We start from the raw sequence: 21,047 nt of genomic DNA, 5'->3' as shown, positions 1-21,047 counted from the left end.
AAAATGGATGCGCACTATCATGGTGCAATGGAATGGATTATCACTAGTGGCATAAATACACATAAAACGGACTCTTTTAATCAAGTAAACGCACCTGAAAAACCGAGTGATTCTTATACCTTAGCTAAATGAAAAGGGTAAATAGGATATTTCTTCCTTTTCATCAGCATTTTTTTCAGTACAATACCCGCCTTTATTTAAAGCCCGATGTATTTTACTAAATTAATTAAACTAGCTATAAAGACACCTATGAAAGTAATCAAAACGGCTAATAGTCGGATTATTTTCAATAATAATTAATCGGCAAAATTTGTTTTACCTTTGATAGGCACAAGGGGCAGAAACTCCCCCTATTCAACTTATCGATACCAGAGACTCCATTATGAAATATAAAGTTGCAGCTATAGGTGCTGCTCTCCTTGCGCCGAGTCTGTTGTCTGTGGCCTTTCCGGCATGCAGCGAAGCGTTACCGGTAGCCAATCAACCTAATGCCATTAAAGCCGAAGATGGCGGCCTGTGGGAACGTTTTAAAGGCAATGTCTCGCTGACCTGGGATGCGCCGGGGCGTGAATTCTACCTACCGGTGCTGACATGGCATAACCGTTGGACCTACGACAAGGAAAAGACAGACTCGTATAACGAGAATCCGTGGGGCTTTGGCTTTGGCAAATATCGATACGATGAAGATAACGACTGGCACTCTCTGTATGCCATGGCTTTTATGGATTCACACAATAAAGTTGAGCCTATTATTGGTTATGGCTTTCAGAAGATGTGGATTCCAGGAGCAATGGACGGATGGCGTTTCGGCGCGGGCTTTACTCTCAGCGTCACTGCGCGCCATGAGTACTATTACATTCCGATGCCATTGCCTTTGCCGCTGGTTTCCGTCGAATATAATAAGCTTTCGCTGCAAGCCACCTACATTCCGGGGACTTATAATAATGGTAACGTATTGTTTGCCTGGCTTCGCTGGCAGTTCTAATCATATTTGATTATATGGAGATAATATTCCCTGCTGTGGCGTAATATCTCAAACCAATTTGCACCAGATCTCTTAATGGATAACTACGCCGTTATCAGGAATGATTCTCAAATAGCAGTGCACTCACTCGGTGCACTGATTTATTAGCTCGCACACTCGGCAAGATATTCTTTACTTCGCCTAAATTAACCCGAAATTAAGGCGGAAAATAGCCCCCCGCCGCCTCTAACGCCTTTTGCCTCTATCCACTCCGTCTTTCTTCGTCTCTATTTCTTATCCGCGTGACAAAGCGTTGAGGCGCATTCAGCACCGACTATTTATCGATTTCGCTCACAAAAAAGCCCGCTGATGAGCGGGCTTTACGTCAGGTTTCAAAACATTCGCACGGCAGACATGAGAAAATAAACCCAAACTGCCGGTTTCATCTTAAGCCTCGGCTTTTTTCCGTCGTGTCAGTATAAAACCGATCCACAGCACCCCAAGCCAAATAGGCATTAACTGCACGGAAATACGGATCCCTTCGGTCATGTACATAATCACCAGAATCAGGCTGAGGAACACCAGGCACAGATAATTACCGTACGGATACCACAAAGCCTTAAAACTTGGCTCTACGCCTTCACGCACTTTAGCGGCGCGGAATTTCAAATGCGCCAGGCAGATCATGACCCAGTTAATCACCAGCGTTGAGACCACCAGCGCCATCAATAAAGCAAATGCTTTTCCGGGCATGATGTAGTTAATTAATACGCCAGCGGAGGTAGCCAAAGCAGACAAAGCGATTGATAACACCGGTACGCCGCGCTTATTCACCTTGGTCAATATTTTAGGCGCATTGCCTTGCGTTGCCAGCCCAAATAACATGCGGCTATTACAATAAACTCCACTGTTATAGACCGAAAGGGCCGCAGTCAGTACCACCACGTTAAGAATAGTGGCAACCAAATTGCTGTCTAACGCATGGAAAATCATGACAAACGGGCTACCACCCTCAACCACTTTTATCCAGGGATACAGGGAAAGCAATACCGACAGAGAACCGATGTAGAAGATTAAAATCCGGTAAACCACCTGATTGGTCGCCTTAGGAATGCTACGACGCGGGTCTTCGGCTTCAGCGGCGGTAATACCGACCATTTCCAACCCGCCGAAAGAAAACATAATGACCGCCATCGCCATAATCAGGCCGCTGATACCATGTGGCATAAAGCCGCCATGTGCCCAAAGGTTGGTGACGGACGCCCCTGGCCCACCGGAACCCGAGGCCAGCAGATAAGCGCCAAATACAATCATTCCGATGATGGCGGCAACTTTGATAATGGCAAACCAGAACTCGGTTTCACCATACATTCGGACGTTGATTAAATTTATAGCGTTGATTACGACAAAAAATACTGCGGCAGAAACCCAAGTGGGGATTTCCGGCCACCAATATTGGATATAGATACCCACCGCCGTCAGCTCAGCCATGCCCACCAAAATGAACATTGCCCAATAATTCCAGCCTGACAGGAAGCCCGCAAAATCGCCCCAATATTTATAGGCAAAATGGCTAAATGAACCAGCAACCGGCTCTTCAACGACCATTTCACCCAGTTGACGCATAATCAAAAAGGCAATAATCCCGCCGATGGCATAGCCTAAAATAACCGAAGGTCCAGCCATTTGAATCGTTTGCGCGATGCCCAGAAACAGGCCGGTACCAATCGCGCCACCTAGCGCAATCAGCTGAATATGTCGGTTTTTTAACCCTCGTTTTAGGGTCGAATCTTGTAACTGCTCTTGCATTGTATCCTCTGCCGCAATTTCCTCCCGTTAAACGAGAAAATTGACTGTCCGTAAATGAAGCCGCGCGGCTTTTTAACATTTAAACCCGGTAGCATCAAGGATTAAGGCATTTCAGTGCGGGGAAAATGGGGGTTTATCAGTCTGAAATTTGTGATAAACCCGGTGGCAAAATTCGTTATATCAATGCCATTGATGTTTGAGTATCAACCACGGCAAAGATGTGATTGATGCAATTAATTAAGGATAAAGCGATGGAATATTGCACAATCTACTCAGATTACGTGCACCTATCATTAATGTGGCAACATAAGACTGACGTCGAGTGACAACTTCAACGGCGACCCGATTATTTTTATAGCGGATGAGATAAGTTGAAGGCCAGCCTTGACGACGATCGCCATAGGACTGTTGGTGGCGATCAATCGCCGTATGAGCAATAACGAGGTGGGATAAACTCATATCCCCTTTAATAATACGTTTCATGATCAGCTCCATCGCAAAATGACTGGCTAAAATATGGATAACGCATACCACCCAGCCAGATTTTCTGGCGGATTTACTCGATAACTACATTAGGGCTTTCTCAGTATCTTGACTCAATAAAAAACAGATCATTGCCGCCCGTAATGGGCTGGTGCTTCGGGCTTGCCATTCCCCCTGGCTTGTGGCGATACGCGCCTGCCAGTGGTTATCGTCGCTATTTTCAGGAGAGTGAATGCCTATTTTATTGGCGCAGATAATCGGCCAGGCATCGGAAGGATTCTTGCAATAGTCTTTACCTTTCACACCGCCGTAAGGGTACCATTTGTCCGGATCTTCTCCGGTCAGCAGTGCAATATTTCGGTTCACTTCGGTGTCGCTTTCTTCATACCATTTAATCATCTAGGTTTACCCTTGGGCTGGAGTATTCCGGCTACATTAGGGGAAAAATAAGACACATTTATGACAATCAGCGTCGGTTTAAGATTAAAGCTAATAATGTATAAATGAAAGGAACAATAACGCTGAAGCAGCAATTTTTACCGCGAGGAGGATAATAGAAAAAGGAGTGAAACCAGCACATCGGGCAGGCACTGCAACCCGGTCACAGTGCCTTCACAGCATTAACGCTCAGGAATGAATCCTTTAAAATCCAGCACTTCTACCGTATCACCATCCGGTAAATCCTTGCCGTCGCCGGAGGTCTTACGCACTAACGTATTGAGTAACTCAATTTGTTGTTTTTGCTGTTCAGTGATTTCCTGAAGCAATCGAATTTGCTCATTGGCGCGGACGCTGGCTCGGCTTAAAAAGAACCAGACGACCAAAAAGAACACGACCACCAGCGATGAGAATCCAATTGAGGCGATATTCACTGCGCCCATACCTGTTTCGTACATTGACAACCCTATTACATGCGAGACTAGAACGCTATCTTATCACTGCGCCGCGCCCAATGGCGCGTTCAGAAAACAAACTAATACTGAAACGTAGTACACTTGTTCAGAGGAAAGACGGCAACGGGCAATAATTATGCCTCTGTTTTGCCAGATCGCGGTTCAACATTACCAAGGGACAATAGCGGTAATAGAACAAATACCATTAGAGAAATTACCGCCTTGATCGCAGTAACTGTCTAACGCTAATAGATAAAACAAGCAACAAACGGCTATCAGTATCACCGTTGCAACAAGTTTCTTAATGTTCACATCAGGCACCTTTTAATTATTTTGATAAATTATACTTCAGCCAGCCTCAACGGGTCATAGCCGAACGGTCATTCTCTATATCACTCTGCCTGCCCGGGCTACGGATGTTATTCCTCAGGTTAAACGCCTTGCCCTACTCCGCAAGTTTAGGATTTTTAGCGTAAACTGACCTTAATCTTTCAGCTAGAGTTGTGCTCAACCTTGTAACAGATTGAGTACATCTCAATTTATGGAGCTCTTTATGACCCTTTTCAGACTTGCACTCATTTTGCTGGTCGCTTACCTGGCACTGCTTTTTTCAGGCTATGGTGTCCTTATCGGCAGCGAAAAGAACGCTGCTGGATTAGGCCTACAGTGTAAGTACCTCACAGCCAGAAGTATTGTTACTGCACAATTCCTGAATGGCGATAATGGCTTTATCGGCATCACCGACTGCCCATTACTGAAAAAAACCACCTCGGTGATTGAGTAACTTGACTAACAGCCCGCATATACTGCGGGTTGTTTTTTCAGTTTTGGGTGAATTTCAGATCAATAAGGGCGATGGCTTTCTCAATTGCCCGTTTAGTCACCGGATCGGCACCTGCGGGATGAGTAGAGAAATCAATGGATTTGAGTTGATGAGACATCTTATCGCGCACTTCGGTAGGCGCGATAACGTCAATAACATCAAGGATTTGTTTGATGACTAACTGACAGGCAACCAGATCGGATACCAATTCTTGATCGTTTGTTAAAATCTCAGACACAATAAAATTCCTAATTTGCAGCTCAGTAGGCAAAGAATATCACGCTCGCAACAACTTTTCTTTATTCGGGGTGTCGTCATCAGAATAATCTGTATAGGTTTAACCACGGTTAACCTTTGAGATTGCTTGGAAATGGGATATTTGACGCAGCGTTTACCCCTGTGCGCGGTTTCTGAAAATCAATAGCATTGTAGCGAAATGAGCGTCTTAAACTGACGAGGAACCAAAAGGAAAGTATAAAAAAACCAGGCGCTAGATGAGCAGTTCGCCTGGTTCGAAGTAGACAATCATCACAGCAATCCTATTCTCACAGTTCATCACCTCCAACACGTTTGCCTTTATCCAAAATCATCACTGGCATCATGAGAAACACCGTAACACCAACTACCGCTATCAGAGTCATAATCACCGTTATCAACATGCGATCACCTCATCAATTTTGATTTTTTCTTACGGGAACGGACAAATTCCTCAGGGGGAATCCCCCACAAACGACACTACTCCTTTTACTCTCGCAGCTGATACATTTTTTACTTAATCGTGCCATTTAATCATATATGCTAATCAGGAAGGCGCCCTGATTTTGTCTTGTTGGATTTAACTTGTGTATACTGCATCACTACTTATCTTCGGAACAGACTAAATAATGCAACAAGAAAACCATCTCTCGTTAGTCTGCGCCCTCAGTAAATGGGTTGAAACTCACCTCGGTAGAGTCATCCACCTTGAGGAGCTGGCGGCTTACTCAGGCTATTCGCTGTGGCATATGCAAAAAATATTCAAGGAAGTGACCGGCATTTCTCTGGGTAAATACATCCGGGAAAGAAGATTGGCGGGCGCGGTTTATCAATTGAGAAGCAGTGACACTTCTATTTTTGATATTGCTTTGGATTTTGGTTTTGGTTCGCAGTCGCACTTTACCTATATGTTCAGGAAGCGTTACGGCATTACACCCTACGATTTTCGACAGAATGCCGACATTGATTTGAAAATCGCCCCGCCGCTGCACACCATCCATCAAAAACAGGCGTAATTTTCCCTGAGATGATATTAGCCCCGGCCCTCAGAAAGCGGCAGTGTGGCTCTGGCATCTAAACAGGGTTATTTGTTTTGGATATAACAGTTTTGGATATCTACAACTTTAGCTTCATTACGCTGGCGTTCCGTCATATAAGTCAGAGTAAACATCACACTGACGGCAATTAACGCCGCTGTTAATAATCCTACCAAGGCAATGACTTTATTATCATCAAATAAACTCTTATCCACACATCCTCCATTACTCAACAATTGCTCAAACTATCCATAAAATTACAGCCAAAGTTACAACCACTAATGCCGCAGAAGTCGCCAGCAACACGACCAGTGCAAACTGCGCATCACCTATTCCCCCCGTGTAATCACCCGCGGGGACAGAGTTTCGTTGTTTTTTCAAGAAAGCACCTACCGGTGTATTATTCACCAGCCATTTTTTATTTAAGTGGTAACGACCTCATTCATTTACCCGCGGGTGCTGACCACTTAATGGTCACAGATCCTGTCGTAGTCTAGGTGACAGATCAAGCCCCTGCCGGAACGAAATTCAGCGCATAATGGAACGCATTAATAACGTTAATATATTAACCCTCCATCACTCGCCGATTAAGTGCGAATGAGTTCCGCACTTTACGCCATTTTTTACAAGCTACTCTCGATAAATATTGGGAGAGTAACGTTGCATGAAAGTCTGCGGCTGACTCAGTGCCGTAAAACCGAATTGAGCATAAAGCCCATGGGTATCTGACGTAGCCAAAGTAAAACGGCGCAGCCCCTGCAAATCCGGATGAGAAAACACCTCACCGAGCAGCAGTTTACTATAACCCTGACCACGAAATTCAGGTAATACAAACACATCCACCAGATTAGCGAAGGTAGCACAATCGGTGATGACTCTAGCAAACGCCACTTGCCGTCCGCTCAGGTAACCGCCAAAGCAAAGCGAACCGCAAAGAGAACGTTCAACTTTTTCTCGCGAAATCCCCTGTGCCCAGAGACTCTGGCGGGACAGAAAATCATGAATAAGCTCGATATCCAGCACATTTTTATCCGTTGAGATCTGAAACATTCTGCGGTATTCCCATCGCTATGAACGTGAAACACTCAGGCTCTGAACGCCCCCAGAGGCTGTCGTTATAAGTGATTGTTGCTAAAGATAATATAGCAGCGAGAAGAACTATTGGGCTCTACACTGCGGTATCCTGGATTGAGTGCCGTGTATTTATATATTGATGGCGCCGGTCACCAAGCCATAAACCGCGCCCGCTGCCGCGGCAATGGCTACGGCAAATAAAACCTTCTCAACGGCTGTAAATACCGGTTTATGCTGCTCTCTCTTGGCCAAAATAAACAACAAAGTGCCTGGTCCATAGATGACGGCCGACAGTAATACGTATTTCAGTCCACCGGCATACACCATCAAAATGGCGTACAACGTAGCTATGGCGGCAATCAAAAAGTCTTTTTTATGCTCTCTACTATCCTTTTCATAGGTTTCCCTGCGCCATGCCAGTTTTAAGCCATAGGCCGCAACCAACAGGTAAGGAATCAGCACCAGAGAACTGGTTAACTCTAAAGCTAGCTGGAACGCATATTCTGTGAATAGGGTGACAATTAAGAAAAATTGAATAAAAATATTCGACATCCACACCGCCGCAGAGGGCACACCATGCTTGTTTTCCGTGGCAAAGATTTTTGGCACAATATGACTTTTAGCCGCGGAATACAGCGCTTCGGCAGCCAGCAACGTCCACGAAAGATAAGCCCCCATCACCGAGATAATTAAACCGATACTAATAAAAATAGCGCCCCAGCGGCCAACAATATGCTCCAGCACGCCCGCCATTGATGGCTGCCTTAAACTGGCTAAATCGGGGCGCAGTAACACGCCGTATGACAGCATCGTGACCAAAACTAATAAACACAGTACCCCGATAAAACCAAGTACGGTGGCAATACCAACGTGCCTGCGTTCTTTGGCATAGCGCGAATAAACACTGGCGCCCTCTATCCCCACAAAAACAAATACCGTGACTAACATCGTGCTACGTATTTGAGTAAATAATGAGGTTGAAGACGCGTCTATTTCCGTGGCCGCATGGCCGACATAACCGTAATTATCCCAATGGTTGATATCTGCCGTCATCGACGGCACCGGCGCGCCCCAGAAATTCTGCATAAAAATATCGCTGTTAAAGGCGAAAATCAGTACCACAATAAAAATAAAGATAGGAACGACTTTAGCGAACGTCGCGATGGTATTAATGGTGGCGGCTTCTTTCACACCTCGCAGCACCATAAAATGAAAACTCCAGAGGATTAAGGAAGCAATCAACACCGCCGAAAGCGTATTACCGTCACCTAATAAAGGGAAAAAAGCCCCCAGCGTCGATTTTATCAGTACAAAATAGGACACGCTGCCAATACAGGCTCCAGCCCAAAAACCTATCGCGGAAGCAAATCCAGCGTAATCACCAAAACCTTTTTGCGCATAAATATACACGCCGGAATCCAGCTCAGGCTTACGCTGCGCCAATGTTTGAAACACAAAGGCCAGCGTTAACATCCCGCCACCGGCAATCACCCAGGCAATCATTGCCCCTAAACCGCCGGTAGCTCGGCCAAACGTCGCCGGAAGCGAAAAAATACCGGCCCCGATCATTGATCCTACTACCAAAGACGTTAACGACCACAGAGATAGCTTTTTAATTGACGAAGCTGACATATAGGTATACCTGCATTAAGGCTGGCTAACGTAATAGACAGAACTCTTATCATTAACTATATCAGTAACGTCGGAGAGCGCACGAAGCTACCCCACAACTTACTTATCAGCTGAGAGCGCCCTAGGCATAGTGGCAATCAGAAAGTCCAAAAATACGCGCACCGATAACAGCATTCCACGTCGGGTAGGAAAAACGGCATGCACCACTAGCGGATTTGAAGCCCATTGCGGTAACACGCGCACCAAAGCTCCGCTGGCAATCTCTTTTTGGCAGGCGATGTCCGGCACAGAAGCAATGCCCAATCCCTGACAAACGGCTTGCAGCATGACGCTCCACTCCATGCACATTAGCCGGGGCTGAATCTGAATATTCTCCAACTTGTCATCCGGGCCAATGAGCGGCCATTGTTGTACCGACTCTGAATCAATCAGGCTTAGAGTCTGGTGTTTAATCAGGTCTTCTGGTGCCATCAAAGCACCGGCCTGAGCAAGATAATCAGGTGAGGCGACCAGAATACGCTGGCTGTGGCCCAGTACGCGTGAGACCAATCCTTCGTCCATTTGCGATGCAGCGCGCAGGCGAATTAATACATCCAGATTATCGCTGATGGGATCGAAACGTTGATCTGAAGTGACCAATTGCACCCTAACCTTGGGGTATTGCTGCAGAAAATCGGATAGATAAGGCGCTAGCAGAAGTCTTGCAGCCAGCGGCGGGCAACTGACCCGTACCAGCCCCGCGACCTCGGCCCGCGAATTGGAAACAACGCCTTGCACCACTTCAGCCTCTGCGACCAAGGCCTTGCAGTTTTCCAGAATGTTTTGCCCAATTTCGGTTAACTGCACCTGTCTGGTTGTGCGTTGAAACAACAATACGCCAAGATTCTTTTCTAGCGTTAACACACGTGCGCTGAGTCTGGATTTGGAAATCCCCAAAGCGCGACTGGCGGCGCTAAAACCGCCAAATTCAGCGACACAGGTGAAGTAATACAGATCGTTCAAATCCAGATTCATCAGTTTCTGCATTGCATTATCCTAAAAATCGAGACAGTCCTTCCTATTTACCCCTCTTCTGCCGCGATTAGCCAGCAAATATACTCATTTACCATAAAAAACCTCGTCGCAGTCGAAAGGAGAGCGCTATGGAAGCGGTTATGATTGATTCATTTTCTGACACACCCAAACTAGCCACGCTAGATAAACCCACTCCAGCCCCAGGTGAAATTCTGCTGCGAATGGTAGCCGCTAGTCTCAATCCCATCGATTGGCGCATTGCTACAGGGTTTTTGGATGGCAAAAAGCCCCATCATTTTCCGCTGATTTTAGGTGCGGAAGGCTCGGGTATTGTTGAAGCCGTTGGCGAAGGCGTGACAAAATTTTTGGTTGGTGATGCGGTTATCGGCAACTTTTTACATCATCAAATTGGTCACGGGAGTTTCGCTGAATACCAGGTCATTCAGGAAGATGCGATGTTATTGCGGGTTAATAATCTGATCGATCTGGTTCAAGCTTCAGCATTACCTATTGCCGCAATGACCGCCTGGCAGGCCGTTAACACATTGAATCTTCCCTCCGGTAGCCGCGTGCTTCTGGTCGGTGCCAGCGGTGGAGTTGGCACGTTTACAGTTCAGTTTGCCGCTCAGGTCGGTTACAAAGTCATTGCTGTTGCCGCTACAGAGGCAACGACTTTGTTGCATAAACTCGGTGCCTGCAATGTTATCGATCGCCATAAGAGTTCGGTTAACACCCAAGTTTTACTGCGCTATACCAACGGAATTGACGGAATTATCGATCTTGTAAACCCTCCAGATGCCTTTGCTCAGCTGCTTCCTCTGCTAAAGCCGCAGGGTACCGCTATCAGTACCATAGGTTCCGCGTCACTCAAGATGTCCCAGCATATTCGCCTGGTGAATCTAGAGATGAAACCCGAACTATCGGACCTGCGCCTGCTAATGGAAAAACTGGCGAACAACACGCTGCAGGTCGTGGTCGACCGAACTATTGGCTTAGAGCAGGTGCCCGCCGCGTTGGAGCAAATACGCCAAGGTGGCATACGTGGAAAGATTCTGATCAGATATTGATGACCTAGGAATAACACTATGAATATTCATGCAGCCGTTAGCGTTGAGAGTAACCCTTTGCTCCAGATCCGCCAATTAAGGTTGGAGGAACCGCGAGAGAATGAGGTTCTGGTAAAAATTATTGCAACGGGCCTATGCCATACCGACATTGCATCGCACCAACAAGTGATCAATGTACCTCTGCCTGCGGTTTTAGGTCATGAAGGTGCTGGCATTGTTGAACGCGTCGGTTCTGGTGTTAAGCATATCCAACCGGGCGATCACGTCGTGCTTTCGCTTGCTTCCTGCGGAGAATGTGAAAAATGCCATATCGGTTTACCGACCTATTGCCGTGAACATTGGCCACTTAACTGGCACGCCAGTCGCAGCGATAAATCGGTTTCGCTACAAGACCCCACGAGTGGCGAAGCCATTCATAGCCATTTTTTCGGCCAATCGTCTTTTGCCAATTATGCCACGGTAAATGTCCGCAGCGTGGTGCCCGTGGATAAAACCATTCCTCTGGAATATTTGGGGCCGCTGGCGTGCGGGATGATGACCGGCGCCGGTGCCGTCTTAAATAGCCTGAAACCTGAGGCGGGTTCCTCGATAGCTATTTTCGGGATGGAAGCCGTTGGGCTTGCCGCTATCATGGCCGCAGTTTTAGCGGGCTGTACCACAATTATCGCCGTGGATATCAAAGCCAATCGGTTGACGCTGGCAAAAAGCCTGGGCGCCACTCACAGTATCGATTCCTCAAAGGATCGCACGCGAAATAGCCTCCCAATGCTGCTTCAAGAACTAACCGATGGCCGAGGAGTGGACTACGTGGTGGAGGCCGCAGGTAGCCCGGCAGTGATGGAAAGCGCAATTGCGGCTCTGGCAGAGAACGGCCAATGCGTCCTGACCGGCGTGGTCGCACCAAATGCCACTTTACCATTAAATATTATGCACTTACTACGTGGCCGTTTGGTTCGAGGTTCCATTATGGGTGATGCCGCACCGATATCATTCATTCCGCGATTGGCTAGCCTATTTCAGCAGGGACACTTTCCTGTCGACAAATTGGTACGTTTTTACGCCCTGGATCAAATTAATCAGGCCATGGCTGACTCTCAGTCTGGCAGCACAATTAAAGCCGTAATAAAAATGCAGCATCTGGCTGTCTAAACAAAATAGTGGGGTTTCTCATGAGCAAGCTAATAAAATGTTTATTGATCTTCACCGCAATATCAGCCAGTTCTACCGCCCTGGCCGCACAACAACTGTCAGATCATATTATAAGTAAAGAGGGTAAATACTATCTGCTCCCAGGCTATAGCACTGAAGATGTTGCCATATTCTTTTGGCAAAGCCTGAATCGTTGGTCAGAAAAACCGGATAACGTCGCAAAATATTTTACGCCCGCCGGAGAGTTCGAATTGGTTTATGCGCCGGTGGATGATTTCCCGATATTTTCACGAGGTTCAAGAGGCCGCGAAGCGATGACGGCCTATTTCACTAAAATAAGTGCCTATCTGGAGGACTTACGTTATTCCAAACCTCAAACCTGGACCCAATTAGCGACAGATAAACCTGGAGTCTACGTGTTCGAATACAGCAGTTCAGGTTTTATTCGTTCCGCTACATCTGAAGATAAAAAATCGAAAAACCATAAAAAGCCTTATCACCAGAACTTTATCAGTATTGTGACGGTTTCACCCGACGGTCAGTTAAAAAACGTCAAAGAATATTGGGATCCCTACGTTGCTCTACGCGATTTCCATATGATAGATAAAGCGCAGCCCCAGTCTTAAGTTAGCTAAGAATCAGCATTACGACTTATCGAACAAATAAGGCTGTCGATATATTAGCTGCATTTCCCCCCAATGCCGACGGGATCACTTACCGTATATAACCTTTCGATTCTGATGAGGCGCAAAGGTTATCGTTTTGATCCCTGTCGGCACGATCATTACGCCAAAAACATATTTCGGATACTCAACCGATTTACCCTAACTAACTGACAATGCTTTCGTGAGATAATAGCGATGATGGGTATCCAGATAATTATTTAACGCCATTTGTAGCTGATAGCCCTGTTTTTCGTAGAATGGTCGCGCCTGGAAGCTAAAAGTATCAACCTGAGAAAACTGACAACCTCGTTTAACCGCTTCTTCTTCAGCCATTTGAATCAATCTGGTGCCCATCCCAGAGTGCCTCACACTATCGGAGACCCACAGCATTTCAATATTTAGCCATAGGCTTAAGGTATAACCGGTCAGCCCGCCCTGGTTTTTGCCATTGTCATCAGTAATAAATACCGCCAAGGGATTTCTGCGTTGCGCACCAACAAAACGTCGATTAAAAACTCTCAAACCGTCACTAATAGCCTCAATATCTTCAGGTTTTGGTGCATCGGTTAATTCTAGTTTCATTATTCAGCTCCTGATCATTGGGCATTAACAATACTCAATAGCCGGAAGAATCTGCAACGGATAAAAATGAGCCAATGCGTGACGATAGTCATCTAATTTGCACTTTATGGTAATTAATAGTTTCGCCGACAAAATTTAATCACGTCAGGTGACTTTTAATAGGCTAATAGCTTGACAACTAAAACAATCTAAAAATGCTATATGTAGTTTATTTAAAAAAAGAACCGGCATTCTTCATCTATTATTAGTAGATGTGAAAAATAGTAGATCTGAAAGACGACAGGAGGCCAATAATGAATCGCCTAACACCCTATACCATTAAAACCGTCAGCCGAGAAAATCGCCCTATATTTGAACATGTAAATAATGAACTGGGTTTTATTCCCAATTTATTTGGCGTTTTGGCTCATGCGCCCAAGGTATTGAATGCTTATACAAAAATGTCGGCTGTCAACGGCAGCGCAGACCTTAATCAAAGCGAACGCGAAGTGGTTAAATTAGCTTCAGCTACGGCTCATGAATGCCATTTTTGCGTGGCTGGCCACTGCGCGGTTATTGATAGAAACGATTTGCTTGCCCCAGATATTGCTCAAGCTTTACGTCAGGGCGATAATTTAGCCGATGATCGTTTAAACGCGATTGCCGCATTTACGCGGGCCATTATACGTAGCCAAGGAAATGTCTCTGAACCTGAATACCAGGCATTTTTACAAGCCGGATACAATATGGAGAATGCGTTGGAAGTCATTTTCGGCGTAAGCCTGGCAACGTTGGCTAATTTTGCCAATAACTTAGCCCAGCCGCCGTTAAACGTAGAGCTTGAGCCTTACAGTTGGGCGGGAAGCAAATAAGAACTTCCTATTCTATTTATTATTTTTTGCAGTTTAGATTAATGATTCCATCGCGTAACCACCACGATAATATCAGGTTACGCGGCGGTATTCCCTCACTGCCAGCAATATTACCCCAGTTCCTTTTTTGTCTGCCCGGCTAGCACATCCAACTCCACGCTTTCCGTCTAACCTGCCATCTGTGGGAACCGATGCTATTAATAATCATTTAAATTTATTATGCTGCGAACTGGTAATGAGCCATTTATTCACTAACTCACCCATTTGTCTCTCTCCGACTTTAAGGAAGCATTGATGCTCCGCCGTTTTTTCGCTTACTACACGCCGTATAAAGGGCTTTTCCTCCTCGATTTTGGTTGTGCCATTCTGGCTGGTTTGCTGGAGTTAGGCTTCCCTATGGCAGTCAAAACCTTCATTGATAAACTGCTTCCGGACCAGAACTGGTCATTGATTCTATGGGCCGCAGCCGGCTTACTCTTAATTTATTTGTTGAATACTGCTTTGATGGCCGTCGTAAACTATTGGGGTCATGCGCTTGGCGTTGGTATAGAAACCGATATGCGCCGACAAGCGTTTAGCCACCTGCAAAAACTGTCTTTCCGCTATTATGACAATACAAAAACTGGCCATATCATTACCCATGTCACTAAAGATTTAGAAGAAGTCGGTGAAATAGCGCACCACGGCCCGGAAGATTTGTTTATCGCAATCATGACCTTTATCGGGGCCTTTATCCTGATGGCCATGGTGCATCTGCCTCTGGCCCTCATCACCATTGTTATCGTGCCCTGTATGACTTATATGGTCAGCCGCTATGGTTCGCAAATGACTGATACATGGAGAAAACTATTTGGTCAGGTAGGCAATTTTAATGCGCGAATCGGAGAAAGCATCGGAGGAATTCGCGTAGTGAAGGCTTTTGCAAATGAGTCTCACGAAAAGAAACTGTTTGCTAAAGATAACGAAAACTACCGTACCACCAAGCTACGTGCTTACCGCATTATGACCACCAGCATGACGCTCAGCTATCTGAGTACCCGTTTAGTTCAGTTGATCGTGATGGTTTTCGGCACCTGGTACGTCATTCAGGGGCAATTGAGCTACGGCGGTTTCGTCGGATTCTTGTTACTAGTGGAAGTCTTCTTCCGGCCGGTGGCTAAAATCACCTCGGTATTAGAAAGCTATCCGAAAGGGATTGCCGGTTTTAAACGTTTTACCCAGTTGATTGATACTGCACCAGACATTCAGGACAGCCAAGATGCACAGCAGGTTGGCCATTTAAAAGGTGATATTTGTTATAACAATGTCACTTTCGGTTATACGCCACAAAGCCCTATCTTTACCGGCTTGAATCTGCGTATTCGCGCAGGAGAAACCGTGGCTTTCGTTGGGCCGTCTGGCGCAGGTAAAACGACCCTATGCTCTCTGCTGCCACGTTTCTACGAGATAGATTCGGGTTTGATAACCATTGATGGTATTGATATCCAAACTATGACGCAGCAATCCTTGCGTCATAACATTGGTATTGTTCAACAAGATGTCTTCCTGTTTGGCGGAACCATTCGAGAAAACATTGCCTACGGCAAACTGGATGCCAGCGATGACGAGATCATGCTCGCGGCCCAACAGGCCAAACTGGATGAACTCATCAACGCCCTGCCCGATGGACTGGACACGCGGGTAGGTGAACGCGGCGTCAAGCTGTCAGGCGGCCAAAAACAGCGTCTTTCCATTGCGCGAATCTTCCTAAAAAATCCGCCGATTCTGATTTTGGATGAAGCAACTTCTGCCCTGGATACCGCCACCGAACAGGCGATTCAGCAGGCGCTGATTGAGCTATCTCGTGGTCGTACCACGTTAGTGATTGCCCACCGTCTGGCCACCATTCAAAACGCCGACCGAATCATCGTGGTAGATAAGGAAGGTATTGTTGAACAAGGCAATCATCAGGAGCTTTTAGGACAGCAAGGCGCCTATGCCCGATTGTACAATGCGCAATTTAACGCGGCCTGATCCCCTAAATACCACCTGCGGTAGATGGCGGATGGTAAACTGGAGGAAAATTCGACCAAAACCATTCCATCGCGGGCTTAAATAGGGTAAAAGGACGCCATGAAAATTCCAAAACGAATCCAACCCTTGGTTGATGACGGCTTGGTTGATGAAGTCATCCGCCGTTTGAAAAGTGGTAAAGAAGCCGACGTCTATGTCGTTCGCTGCGGCTCCGATATTCGCTGCGCCAAAGTTTATAAAGAAGCCGAAAACCGTAGCTTCAAGCAGGCCGTACAGTATCAGGAAGGTCGCAAAGTCAGAAACAGTCGCGATGCCAGAGCGATGGCGAAAGGCTCGAAGTTTGGCCGTAAGCAGCAAGAGGAAACCTGGCAAACCGCCGAGGTTGACGCTCTGTATGTGTTAGCCAACGCCGGCGTGCGCGTTCCTCAGCCCTATGCCTGTCTAGACGGCGTATTGTTGATGGAGTTGGTAACCGATGAAAACGGCTCGGCCGCACCGCGTCTGAGCGATGTTCCTCTCACGCCGGAGCAGGCGGTGCACGATCACGCCTTGATCATTCAATCCGTGGTCCGCATGCTGTGCGCCGGGTTAGTTCATGGCGATTTGTCTGAATTCAACGTGTTAATGGATGCGGAAGGCCCGGTGATCATCGATCTGCCGCAAGTCGTTAACGCCGCTGCCAATAACCATGCCAAATCCATGCTGGAACGAGATGTAGCCAACATGACCAACTATTACGGCCAGTATGCGCCTGAGTTATTAGGGCGAAAATATGCCAAAGAAATGTGGGCGCTGTATGAAGATGGCAAACTTCGTCCTGACACTCAGCTAACCGGAGTGTTTGCAGAAAGTACTCAGGCAGCGGATGTCGAGTCAGTGCTGGAAGAAATTAAAGCGGTCATTGCAGAAGAGCAAGAACGTCTGCGCGCCGCTCAGGATCCTGATTAATACCACGGGCAGAGCACTCCCTGTTGCTCTGCCATTTATTTCCCTCAAACCGATATTTTCTCTCCGCCTGACGCAACGCCAGTTTCGCATTTTCAGTTCGCCTCAGAGCGACACGGCCTCCACACGATTTTTACCCGCCTGTTTTGCCCGATACAACGCTTTATCTGCAATATCCGACATATCGCTGGCGGATAATCCCTCTTTCTTCGGAACCATCGTCGCCACGCCGATGCTGATCGTCACCTTACCTTTGGGCGACATCGCATGAGGAATATCCAACCGCTCAATAGAATCGCGCATCCGTTCAGCAACCAGAAGCGCTTCGTCATGGTTGCTTGGTGATAGCAGAACAATGAACTCCTCCCCACCGTAACGCGCAATCATATCGGTATTTTCTCTGATGAAAGAAGACAAGGTCTCCACCACCAGTTTTAAACAAATATCCCCGCGAGCATGACCATACTGATCGTTAAAGCTTTTGAAGTTATCAAAATCGATCATTAATATGGAAAGAGACTCTTCGGATACCTGACTGACCTTCCAGGTTTGATGGTAAACCTCATCGAAATGACGACGGTTGGAAACGCCGGTCAGCACATCCGTCTGCGCTAAGGCTTTTAAAATTGATTCAGACTGCTTCAGTTCAGTTATATCGAAAAACGAGCCATACCACATCGTCGATCCGTCATCATGACGAGTAGGAAAAGATTCGCCGTGAAGCCAGCGCATTCCTTTATCCGGCAATATGACTCTAAAATCACAGCGCCAAACCGATAAATCACGGCGTGAAACCATGACTTCTTCTTGCAGCATGGCCATATCTTCAGGATGAATCAGCGAGAATATCGGATTATCTTGTTTCGGAATATTCGTCACCTGTTCTGGGGACAACCCGAATATTTTATGGATACCGTCACTACAATACTTAAAATAAGACTCTCCCGCTTCACTGAGATGATAGGCATAAATCATCGCTGGGATGTTTCGCGTCAACTTGTCCATTATTCTTTTGCTGTTTTCCAGCTTTATCAATAGCTCTTTACGCTCGGAAATGTCTGAGATCAGGCTGACATAACCAATGGGCTCTTTATACTCATTATTAATAACGTGTATGCTTAAATCGCCCCAAAAAGCATCACCGTCTTTGCGTCGATAAAGCCATTCGCTTGATTCAGGTTGGTTCTTCAACAGATTTTTTACGCAGCTTTGCTCGGCTTTGTTGGAGTCGACATAGATAACCTCCGTCGCTAATTTTCCTAAAACTTCTTCCTTTTCATAGCCAAACATCTTTTCTGCGCCAGCGTTGAAAATCTGGATACGATTATCCAGATCGGTCGTGATAATCGCTACCTGAGTTGCAGCATTAAGCAGTGATTCCAAATGCAGATTAATCAGTTGATCATTACCGGCATGTTTATGAGATCGATCACTTTTACGATAGTTGCCCGCTAATCTCCTGGCGAAGAGCCGCAGGCTATTTCGGTAAAAATAACGTAAACTCATAAAATTAACTCACCTATATTTAAAGATGTAAATAAAACAATAACGTTTCATTAAGTTTATTAATGATAATTACTGTAAATGATAGCATAGGTGACTGTTTTTTTATAGAACCCAAAGGGATGCTGAGAACAAGGTAAGTTGTGAGAAATAATAGAATTGTTTTTACCTATAAATATGATAGCTATAATCAATATGTTACACCCAAGCTAATGCCTTACTTTTTAAATGGTCTAACGTAACCTATTCTTCCATCGCCATTATTACTACACTTTGTTTAAATAAGTATTGTTGAGAATTTTTTAGTATTAATTACAGCATTAAACATTACAGTAGTGATATATTTCGTAAATCCAACATTATTAACTTTAACAACCGTTACTCTCAATTTAAAAAAAGGGCTATCCGTCATATTAAAGTAGATTAGCCCATAGATTCTAAGCGCCTTTCTGAACAGTCTTGTGTATTAATTCGGTATTATTGATTAAATCGAACGGCAATGTGATCGGACATATAAGTCATCATCGCAGCTATAAGCGGGACGGCAAACAGCCTAACCGTACCGGTTGCAGCCCCCAGCACGGCGTAATCCAGCGTATTCCCCCCCTGATGCGTTGGCACATTGGGATCAACAACGTGGTAAGTATTCAGCATCGTAGTGCCAGGCAATGACAAGCTGGCGCGTAAACTATCCGGCGATTGGTTAAAATCCCCCATGAGTATCCAAGTTGCCTCCGCACGCCGCGGTAATACGCTGTTAGCCATATAGTTATCAATGAATTGCACAATCATCGCAGCCTCATTATGTTGATGCGCTCCAGCGTGAAGGCTAAAAAAATAGTCATTACCGATTCGAATGCCTAATGTTGGCCGTGCATTAGGCCCGGTTTCCAACGGAGGAATAATAAGGACTTCATCCGCCCGAATCCGCGAGGCAATAGCAATATTAACCCGATGCGCGTTGGTATCATGATCTATATGATAGATATAAATATTTCCGCCACGTCGTCCGCCGGGTTGCCAGAGCGATTCTTCAACGTCGGAGATCACACCACGCCGTTGTGGATTGACTCTATTTGGTGCCCCGCCGGCGATTCGTTGTAAATCAATGCCTCCTGGGGTTCCCGGACTGGGATAAGGGCATGCGGAAGGCGGTCTGGCCCCCGCCTCCTGAATGGCAACAACCTGGATATTTTCACGCAAAAACATATTGGCAATGCCGCTAACCCATTTAGAATTACTGGCCGCGCCGCTGCCCGCGCCTTGAATATTCCAGGTCGCTAATTGGTAGTCTGTCACTGAGGCTGATAATAACGTTGACCAATACAAGCCTCCAAACACAAACATCCTAGATAAAACACTCTTCATTATTCACTCCCTGTGGATTCACTCAGTTATTGAGCGGAGGTACGATGGTCCAGTAATGATAAAAATTGATCTCTTCGCATTTATCACTGTATACATAGTAATGGCTGATGCCAGGATGAATATAAAGGCATTCATTATTACTATTAAACCGCATAAGCATTCCGCCAGAGCTGACCAGTTCCAGATTGATTTGCTGAGTTCTCAATAAGGGATCACAGGTATCTTCAATGACCTGATATTCTGTCCCGTAATATTGTAGGCATAGTCCTGAGTATCTATTTTTAAATGATACCGTACCATTCCTATTATAAATATATTTCCAGTTTGCATTTTCTTTCCATCCTCCATTAAGATTATATGCATAATCAGCAGATAGATATTCTTTTTGTTTGTATTCGGAACTGTAGACCAACGTGCCGCTACCAATATTATAGAGAGATACAGCCTGATTACTTTCTTCCAATACGCGCGATGATAAGTGTTCTCGGTTATCAGAACGAGGGATGACATTATTAATGTTGTGAGCCTCAGCATGAATTCTCACTGTAAGTAAAATGATAAATATCAGTGCCATGTTTGGTTTTTCTTTATTCATGATTTACCTTTAGTCCGTTTATTGAAATTTAGAACTTCCGTTTCCCTCCCATGCTATTCTCACCTCAGTTCAAACTGTAAAATAATAGCATCCGGAGCCTGGCATTACGCTTATCCGAATTAAATATCACACTGAAAACAACGTAATAAGCCTTACTAACAAATAAAAATAATCTCCTGGCCAATTTCAAATAAAAATCAAATTATAAACCCAATAATAACCATGCGAATTAATATAATATCGACGCATAACTATAAATTGAATATTTACTGTAGAGGATAAGTAGTCGAATGGCGCAACAGATAAATTAAGTGAATTACTGGCC

Annotated in this window: 24 protein-coding genes; 9 read left to right on the top strand and 15 right to left on the bottom strand. The window is 45.7% G+C overall.

What is annotated here, in order from left to right; genetic code table 11:
• The first annotated feature begins 382 nt into the window (after positions 1 to 382).
• The gene (gene pagP / locus DBA33_RS17670; RefSeq protein WP_084414363.1) at positions 383 to 985 is read left to right on the top strand and encodes a lipid IV(A) palmitoyltransferase PagP; all 603 of its coding nucleotides are present in this window, start codon (positions 383 to 385) and stop codon (positions 983 to 985) included.
• A 426-nt stretch (positions 986 to 1,411) separates the two neighbouring features.
• Here the strand turns inward: pagP and DBA33_RS17665 are convergent, their stop codons facing one another.
• The 5 genes from DBA33_RS17665 to DBA33_RS17645 all read right to left on the bottom strand — a co-directional run bounded on the left by DBA33_RS17665 (position 1,412) and on the right by DBA33_RS17645 (position 4,461).
• Positions 1,412 to 2,773 (bottom strand): amino acid permease, encoded by a 1,362-nt coding sequence (locus DBA33_RS17665; RefSeq protein WP_064517937.1) that lies wholly within the window; start codon positions 2,771 to 2,773, stop codon positions 1,412 to 1,414.
• A 237-nt stretch (positions 2,774 to 3,010) separates the two neighbouring features.
• Positions 3,011 to 3,256 (bottom strand): DUF4060 family protein, encoded by a 246-nt coding sequence (locus DBA33_RS17660; RefSeq protein ID WP_120806908.1) that lies wholly within the window; start codon positions 3,254 to 3,256, stop codon positions 3,011 to 3,013.
• Between the two features lie 84 nt (positions 3,257 to 3,340).
• On the bottom strand, positions 3,341 to 3,655 hold the full coding sequence (locus DBA33_RS17655) for a phage protein NinX family protein (RefSeq protein ID WP_064517933.1): 315 nt from the start codon (positions 3,653 to 3,655) through the stop codon (positions 3,341 to 3,343).
• 221 nt (positions 3,656 to 3,876) lie between these two features.
• Positions 3,877 to 4,152: a YebO family protein gene (locus DBA33_RS17650; protein WP_064517931.1), complete on the bottom strand. Its 276-nt coding sequence runs from the start codon at positions 4,150 to 4,152 to the stop codon at positions 3,877 to 3,879.
• Positions 4,153 to 4,317: 165 nt separating this feature from the next.
• Positions 4,318 to 4,461 carry a PhoP/PhoQ regulator MgrB gene (locus DBA33_RS17645; protein WP_071925617.1) on the bottom strand — a complete coding sequence of 48 codons (144 nt, stop codon included), beginning with the start codon at positions 4,459 to 4,461 and terminating at the stop codon, positions 4,318 to 4,320.
• A gap of 241 nt (positions 4,462 to 4,702) precedes the next feature.
• Here DBA33_RS17645 and DBA33_RS17640 point away from each other — a divergent pair, with 241 nt between their 5' ends.
• Complete coding sequence (locus DBA33_RS17640; RefSeq protein WP_049600433.1) at positions 4,703 to 4,933, top strand: YobH family protein; 231 nt, start codon at positions 4,703 to 4,705, stop codon at positions 4,931 to 4,933.
• Between the two features lie 37 nt (positions 4,934 to 4,970).
• Here the strand turns inward: DBA33_RS17640 and DBA33_RS17635 are convergent, their stop codons facing one another.
• On the bottom strand, positions 4,971 to 5,210 hold the full coding sequence (locus DBA33_RS17635) for a DUF2766 family protein (protein WP_049600431.1): 240 nt from the start codon (positions 5,208 to 5,210) through the stop codon (positions 4,971 to 4,973).
• A gap of 646 nt (positions 5,211 to 5,856) precedes the next feature.
• Here DBA33_RS17635 and DBA33_RS17630 point away from each other — a divergent pair.
• Positions 5,857 to 6,243 (top strand): helix-turn-helix domain-containing protein, encoded by a 387-nt coding sequence (locus DBA33_RS17630; protein ID WP_064517929.1) that lies wholly within the window; start codon positions 5,857 to 5,859, stop codon positions 6,241 to 6,243.
• 68 nt (positions 6,244 to 6,311) lie between these two features.
• Here DBA33_RS17630 and DBA33_RS20710 read toward each other — a convergent pair whose 3' ends face one another.
• The 5 genes from DBA33_RS20710 to DBA33_RS17615 form a co-directional block, all read right to left on the bottom strand.
• The gene (locus DBA33_RS20710; protein WP_049600422.1) at positions 6,312 to 6,479 is read right to left on the bottom strand and encodes a hypothetical protein; all 168 of its coding nucleotides are present in this window, start codon (positions 6,477 to 6,479) and stop codon (positions 6,312 to 6,314) included.
• 25 nt (positions 6,480 to 6,504) lie between these two features.
• Positions 6,505 to 6,645 (bottom strand): hypothetical protein, encoded by a 141-nt coding sequence (locus DBA33_RS20705; protein WP_162975236.1) that lies wholly within the window; start codon positions 6,643 to 6,645, stop codon positions 6,505 to 6,507.
• A 249-nt stretch (positions 6,646 to 6,894) separates the two neighbouring features.
• Positions 6,895 to 7,314, bottom strand: coding sequence for a GNAT family N-acetyltransferase (locus DBA33_RS17625; protein WP_064517927.1), 420 nt, complete (start codon positions 7,312 to 7,314; stop codon positions 6,895 to 6,897).
• Between the two features lie 153 nt (positions 7,315 to 7,467).
• Positions 7,468 to 8,970: a basic amino acid/polyamine antiporter gene (locus DBA33_RS17620; protein ID WP_120806907.1), complete on the bottom strand. Its 1,503-nt coding sequence runs from the start codon at positions 8,968 to 8,970 to the stop codon at positions 7,468 to 7,470.
• 99 nt (positions 8,971 to 9,069) lie between these two features.
• Entirely contained in the window at positions 9,070 to 9,996 is a 927-nt protein-coding gene (locus DBA33_RS17615) for a LysR family transcriptional regulator (RefSeq protein WP_064517923.1), read from the bottom strand.
• Positions 9,997 to 10,112: 116 nt separating this feature from the next.
• Between DBA33_RS17615 and DBA33_RS17610 the strand changes: the two genes are divergently transcribed.
• Genes DBA33_RS17610 through DBA33_RS17600 form a run of 3 tightly spaced genes read left to right on the top strand, consistent with a single transcriptional unit; the run spans position 10,113 to position 12,826 of the window.
• Positions 10,113 to 11,051, top strand: coding sequence for an NADP-dependent oxidoreductase (locus DBA33_RS17610; protein WP_064517921.1), 939 nt, complete (start codon positions 10,113 to 10,115; stop codon positions 11,049 to 11,051).
• A gap of 18 nt (positions 11,052 to 11,069) precedes the next feature.
• The gene (locus tag DBA33_RS17605) at positions 11,070 to 12,200 is read left to right on the top strand and encodes an NAD(P)-dependent alcohol dehydrogenase (RefSeq protein WP_120806906.1); all 1,131 of its coding nucleotides are present in this window, start codon (positions 11,070 to 11,072) and stop codon (positions 12,198 to 12,200) included.
• A 20-nt stretch (positions 12,201 to 12,220) separates the two neighbouring features.
• On the top strand, positions 12,221 to 12,826 hold the full coding sequence (locus tag DBA33_RS17600; protein WP_120806905.1) for a nuclear transport factor 2 family protein: 606 nt from the start codon (positions 12,221 to 12,223) through the stop codon (positions 12,824 to 12,826).
• 198 nt (positions 12,827 to 13,024) lie between these two features.
• Here DBA33_RS17600 and DBA33_RS17595 read toward each other — a convergent pair whose 3' ends face one another.
• Positions 13,025 to 13,447 carry a GNAT family N-acetyltransferase gene (locus tag DBA33_RS17595; protein ID WP_120806904.1) on the bottom strand — a complete coding sequence of 141 codons (423 nt, stop codon included), beginning with the start codon at positions 13,445 to 13,447 and terminating at the stop codon, positions 13,025 to 13,027.
• A gap of 293 nt (positions 13,448 to 13,740) precedes the next feature.
• On the opposite strand from DBA33_RS17595, the gene DBA33_RS17590 reads away from it, so the two are divergent.
• The 3 genes from DBA33_RS17590 (at position 13,741) to DBA33_RS17580 (ending at position 17,259) form a co-directional block, all read left to right on the top strand.
• Positions 13,741 to 14,298 carry a carboxymuconolactone decarboxylase family protein gene (locus DBA33_RS17590; RefSeq protein ID WP_064517912.1) on the top strand — a complete coding sequence of 186 codons (558 nt, stop codon included), beginning with the start codon at positions 13,741 to 13,743 and terminating at the stop codon, positions 14,296 to 14,298.
• A gap of 294 nt (positions 14,299 to 14,592) precedes the next feature.
• Positions 14,593 to 16,311, top strand: coding sequence for an ABC transporter ATP-binding protein (locus tag DBA33_RS17585; protein WP_120806903.1), 1,719 nt, complete (start codon positions 14,593 to 14,595; stop codon positions 16,309 to 16,311).
• 99 nt (positions 16,312 to 16,410) lie between these two features.
• Positions 16,411 to 17,259, top strand: a complete 849-nt coding sequence (locus DBA33_RS17580) for a PA4780 family RIO1-like protein kinase (RefSeq protein WP_064517908.1) — start codon at positions 16,411 to 16,413, stop codon at positions 17,257 to 17,259.
• 102 nt (positions 17,260 to 17,361) lie between these two features.
• On the opposite strand, the gene DBA33_RS17575 is transcribed toward DBA33_RS17580, so the two are convergent.
• The 3 genes from DBA33_RS17575 to DBA33_RS17565 all read right to left on the bottom strand — a co-directional run bounded on the left by DBA33_RS17575 (position 17,362) and on the right by DBA33_RS17565 (position 20,722).
• A complete protein-coding gene (locus DBA33_RS17575; protein ID WP_064517906.1) occupies positions 17,362 to 18,762 on the bottom strand; it encodes a sensor domain-containing diguanylate cyclase in 1,401 nt (466 codons plus the stop codon).
• Between the two features lie 474 nt (positions 18,763 to 19,236).
• Positions 19,237 to 20,127, bottom strand: coding sequence for a cytolethal distending toxin subunit B family protein (locus tag DBA33_RS17570; protein WP_064517904.1), 891 nt, complete (start codon positions 20,125 to 20,127; stop codon positions 19,237 to 19,239).
• Positions 20,128 to 20,149: 22 nt separating this feature from the next.
• Positions 20,150 to 20,722 carry a hypothetical protein gene (locus DBA33_RS17565; RefSeq protein WP_064517902.1) on the bottom strand — a complete coding sequence of 191 codons (573 nt, stop codon included), beginning with the start codon at positions 20,720 to 20,722 and terminating at the stop codon, positions 20,150 to 20,152.
• Positions 20,723 to 21,047: the final 325 nt, after the last annotated feature.

The organism is Yersinia sp. IP36721 (assembly GCF_003634395.1).
Taxonomy (GTDB): Bacteria; Pseudomonadota; Gammaproteobacteria; order Enterobacterales; family Enterobacteriaceae; genus Yersinia; species Yersinia entomophaga.
The sequence above is the reverse complement of the archived record's forward strand: the minus strand, read 5'-3'. Positions and strand labels throughout refer to the sequence as shown.

What these genes read in the sequence shown, in the direction of transcription:
- pagP (WP_084414363.1), top strand. Translation starts at nt 383, where the DNA reads ATGAAATATAAAGTTGCAGCTATAGGTGCTGCTCTCCTTGCGCCGAGT.
- DBA33_RS17665 (WP_064517937.1), bottom strand. Translation starts at nt 2,773, where the DNA reads ATGCAAGAGCAGTTACAAGATTCGACCCTAAAACGAGGGTTAAAAAAC.
- DBA33_RS17660 (WP_120806908.1), bottom strand. Translation starts at nt 3,256, where the DNA reads ATGAAACGTATTATTAAAGGGGATATGAGTTTATCCCACCTCGTTATT.
- DBA33_RS17655 (WP_064517933.1), bottom strand. Translation starts at nt 3,655, where the DNA reads ATGATTAAATGGTATGAAGAAAGCGACACCGAAGTGAACCGAAATATT.
- DBA33_RS17650 (WP_064517931.1), bottom strand. Translation starts at nt 4,152, where the DNA reads ATGTACGAAACAGGTATGGGCGCAGTGAATATCGCCTCAATTGGATTC.
- DBA33_RS17640 (WP_049600433.1), top strand. Translation starts at nt 4,703, where the DNA reads ATGACCCTTTTCAGACTTGCACTCATTTTGCTGGTCGCTTACCTGGCA.
- DBA33_RS17630 (WP_064517929.1), top strand. Translation starts at nt 5,857, where the DNA reads ATGCAACAAGAAAACCATCTCTCGTTAGTCTGCGCCCTCAGTAAATGG.
- DBA33_RS17625 (WP_064517927.1), bottom strand. Translation starts at nt 7,314, where the DNA reads ATGTTTCAGATCTCAACGGATAAAAATGTGCTGGATATCGAGCTTATT.
- DBA33_RS17620 (WP_120806907.1), bottom strand. Translation starts at nt 8,970, where the DNA reads ATGTCAGCTTCGTCAATTAAAAAGCTATCTCTGTGGTCGTTAACGTCT.
- DBA33_RS17615 (WP_064517923.1), bottom strand. Translation starts at nt 9,996, where the DNA reads ATGCAGAAACTGATGAATCTGGATTTGAACGATCTGTATTACTTCACC.
- DBA33_RS17610 (WP_064517921.1), top strand. Translation starts at nt 10,113, where the DNA reads ATGGAAGCGGTTATGATTGATTCATTTTCTGACACACCCAAACTAGCC.
- DBA33_RS17605 (WP_120806906.1), top strand. Translation starts at nt 11,070, where the DNA reads ATGAATATTCATGCAGCCGTTAGCGTTGAGAGTAACCCTTTGCTCCAG.
- DBA33_RS17600 (WP_120806905.1), top strand. Translation starts at nt 12,221, where the DNA reads ATGAGCAAGCTAATAAAATGTTTATTGATCTTCACCGCAATATCAGCC.
- DBA33_RS17595 (WP_120806904.1), bottom strand. Translation starts at nt 13,447, where the DNA reads ATGAAACTAGAATTAACCGATGCACCAAAACCTGAAGATATTGAGGCT.
- DBA33_RS17590 (WP_064517912.1), top strand. Translation starts at nt 13,741, where the DNA reads ATGAATCGCCTAACACCCTATACCATTAAAACCGTCAGCCGAGAAAAT.
- DBA33_RS17585 (WP_120806903.1), top strand. Translation starts at nt 14,593, where the DNA reads ATGCTCCGCCGTTTTTTCGCTTACTACACGCCGTATAAAGGGCTTTTC.
- DBA33_RS17580 (WP_064517908.1), top strand. Translation starts at nt 16,411, where the DNA reads ATGAAAATTCCAAAACGAATCCAACCCTTGGTTGATGACGGCTTGGTT.
- DBA33_RS17575 (WP_064517906.1), bottom strand. Translation starts at nt 18,762, where the DNA reads ATGAGTTTACGTTATTTTTACCGAAATAGCCTGCGGCTCTTCGCCAGG.
- DBA33_RS17570 (WP_064517904.1), bottom strand. Translation starts at nt 20,127, where the DNA reads ATGAAGAGTGTTTTATCTAGGATGTTTGTGTTTGGAGGCTTGTATTGG.
- DBA33_RS17565 (WP_064517902.1), bottom strand. Translation starts at nt 20,722, where the DNA reads ATGAATAAAGAAAAACCAAACATGGCACTGATATTTATCATTTTACTT.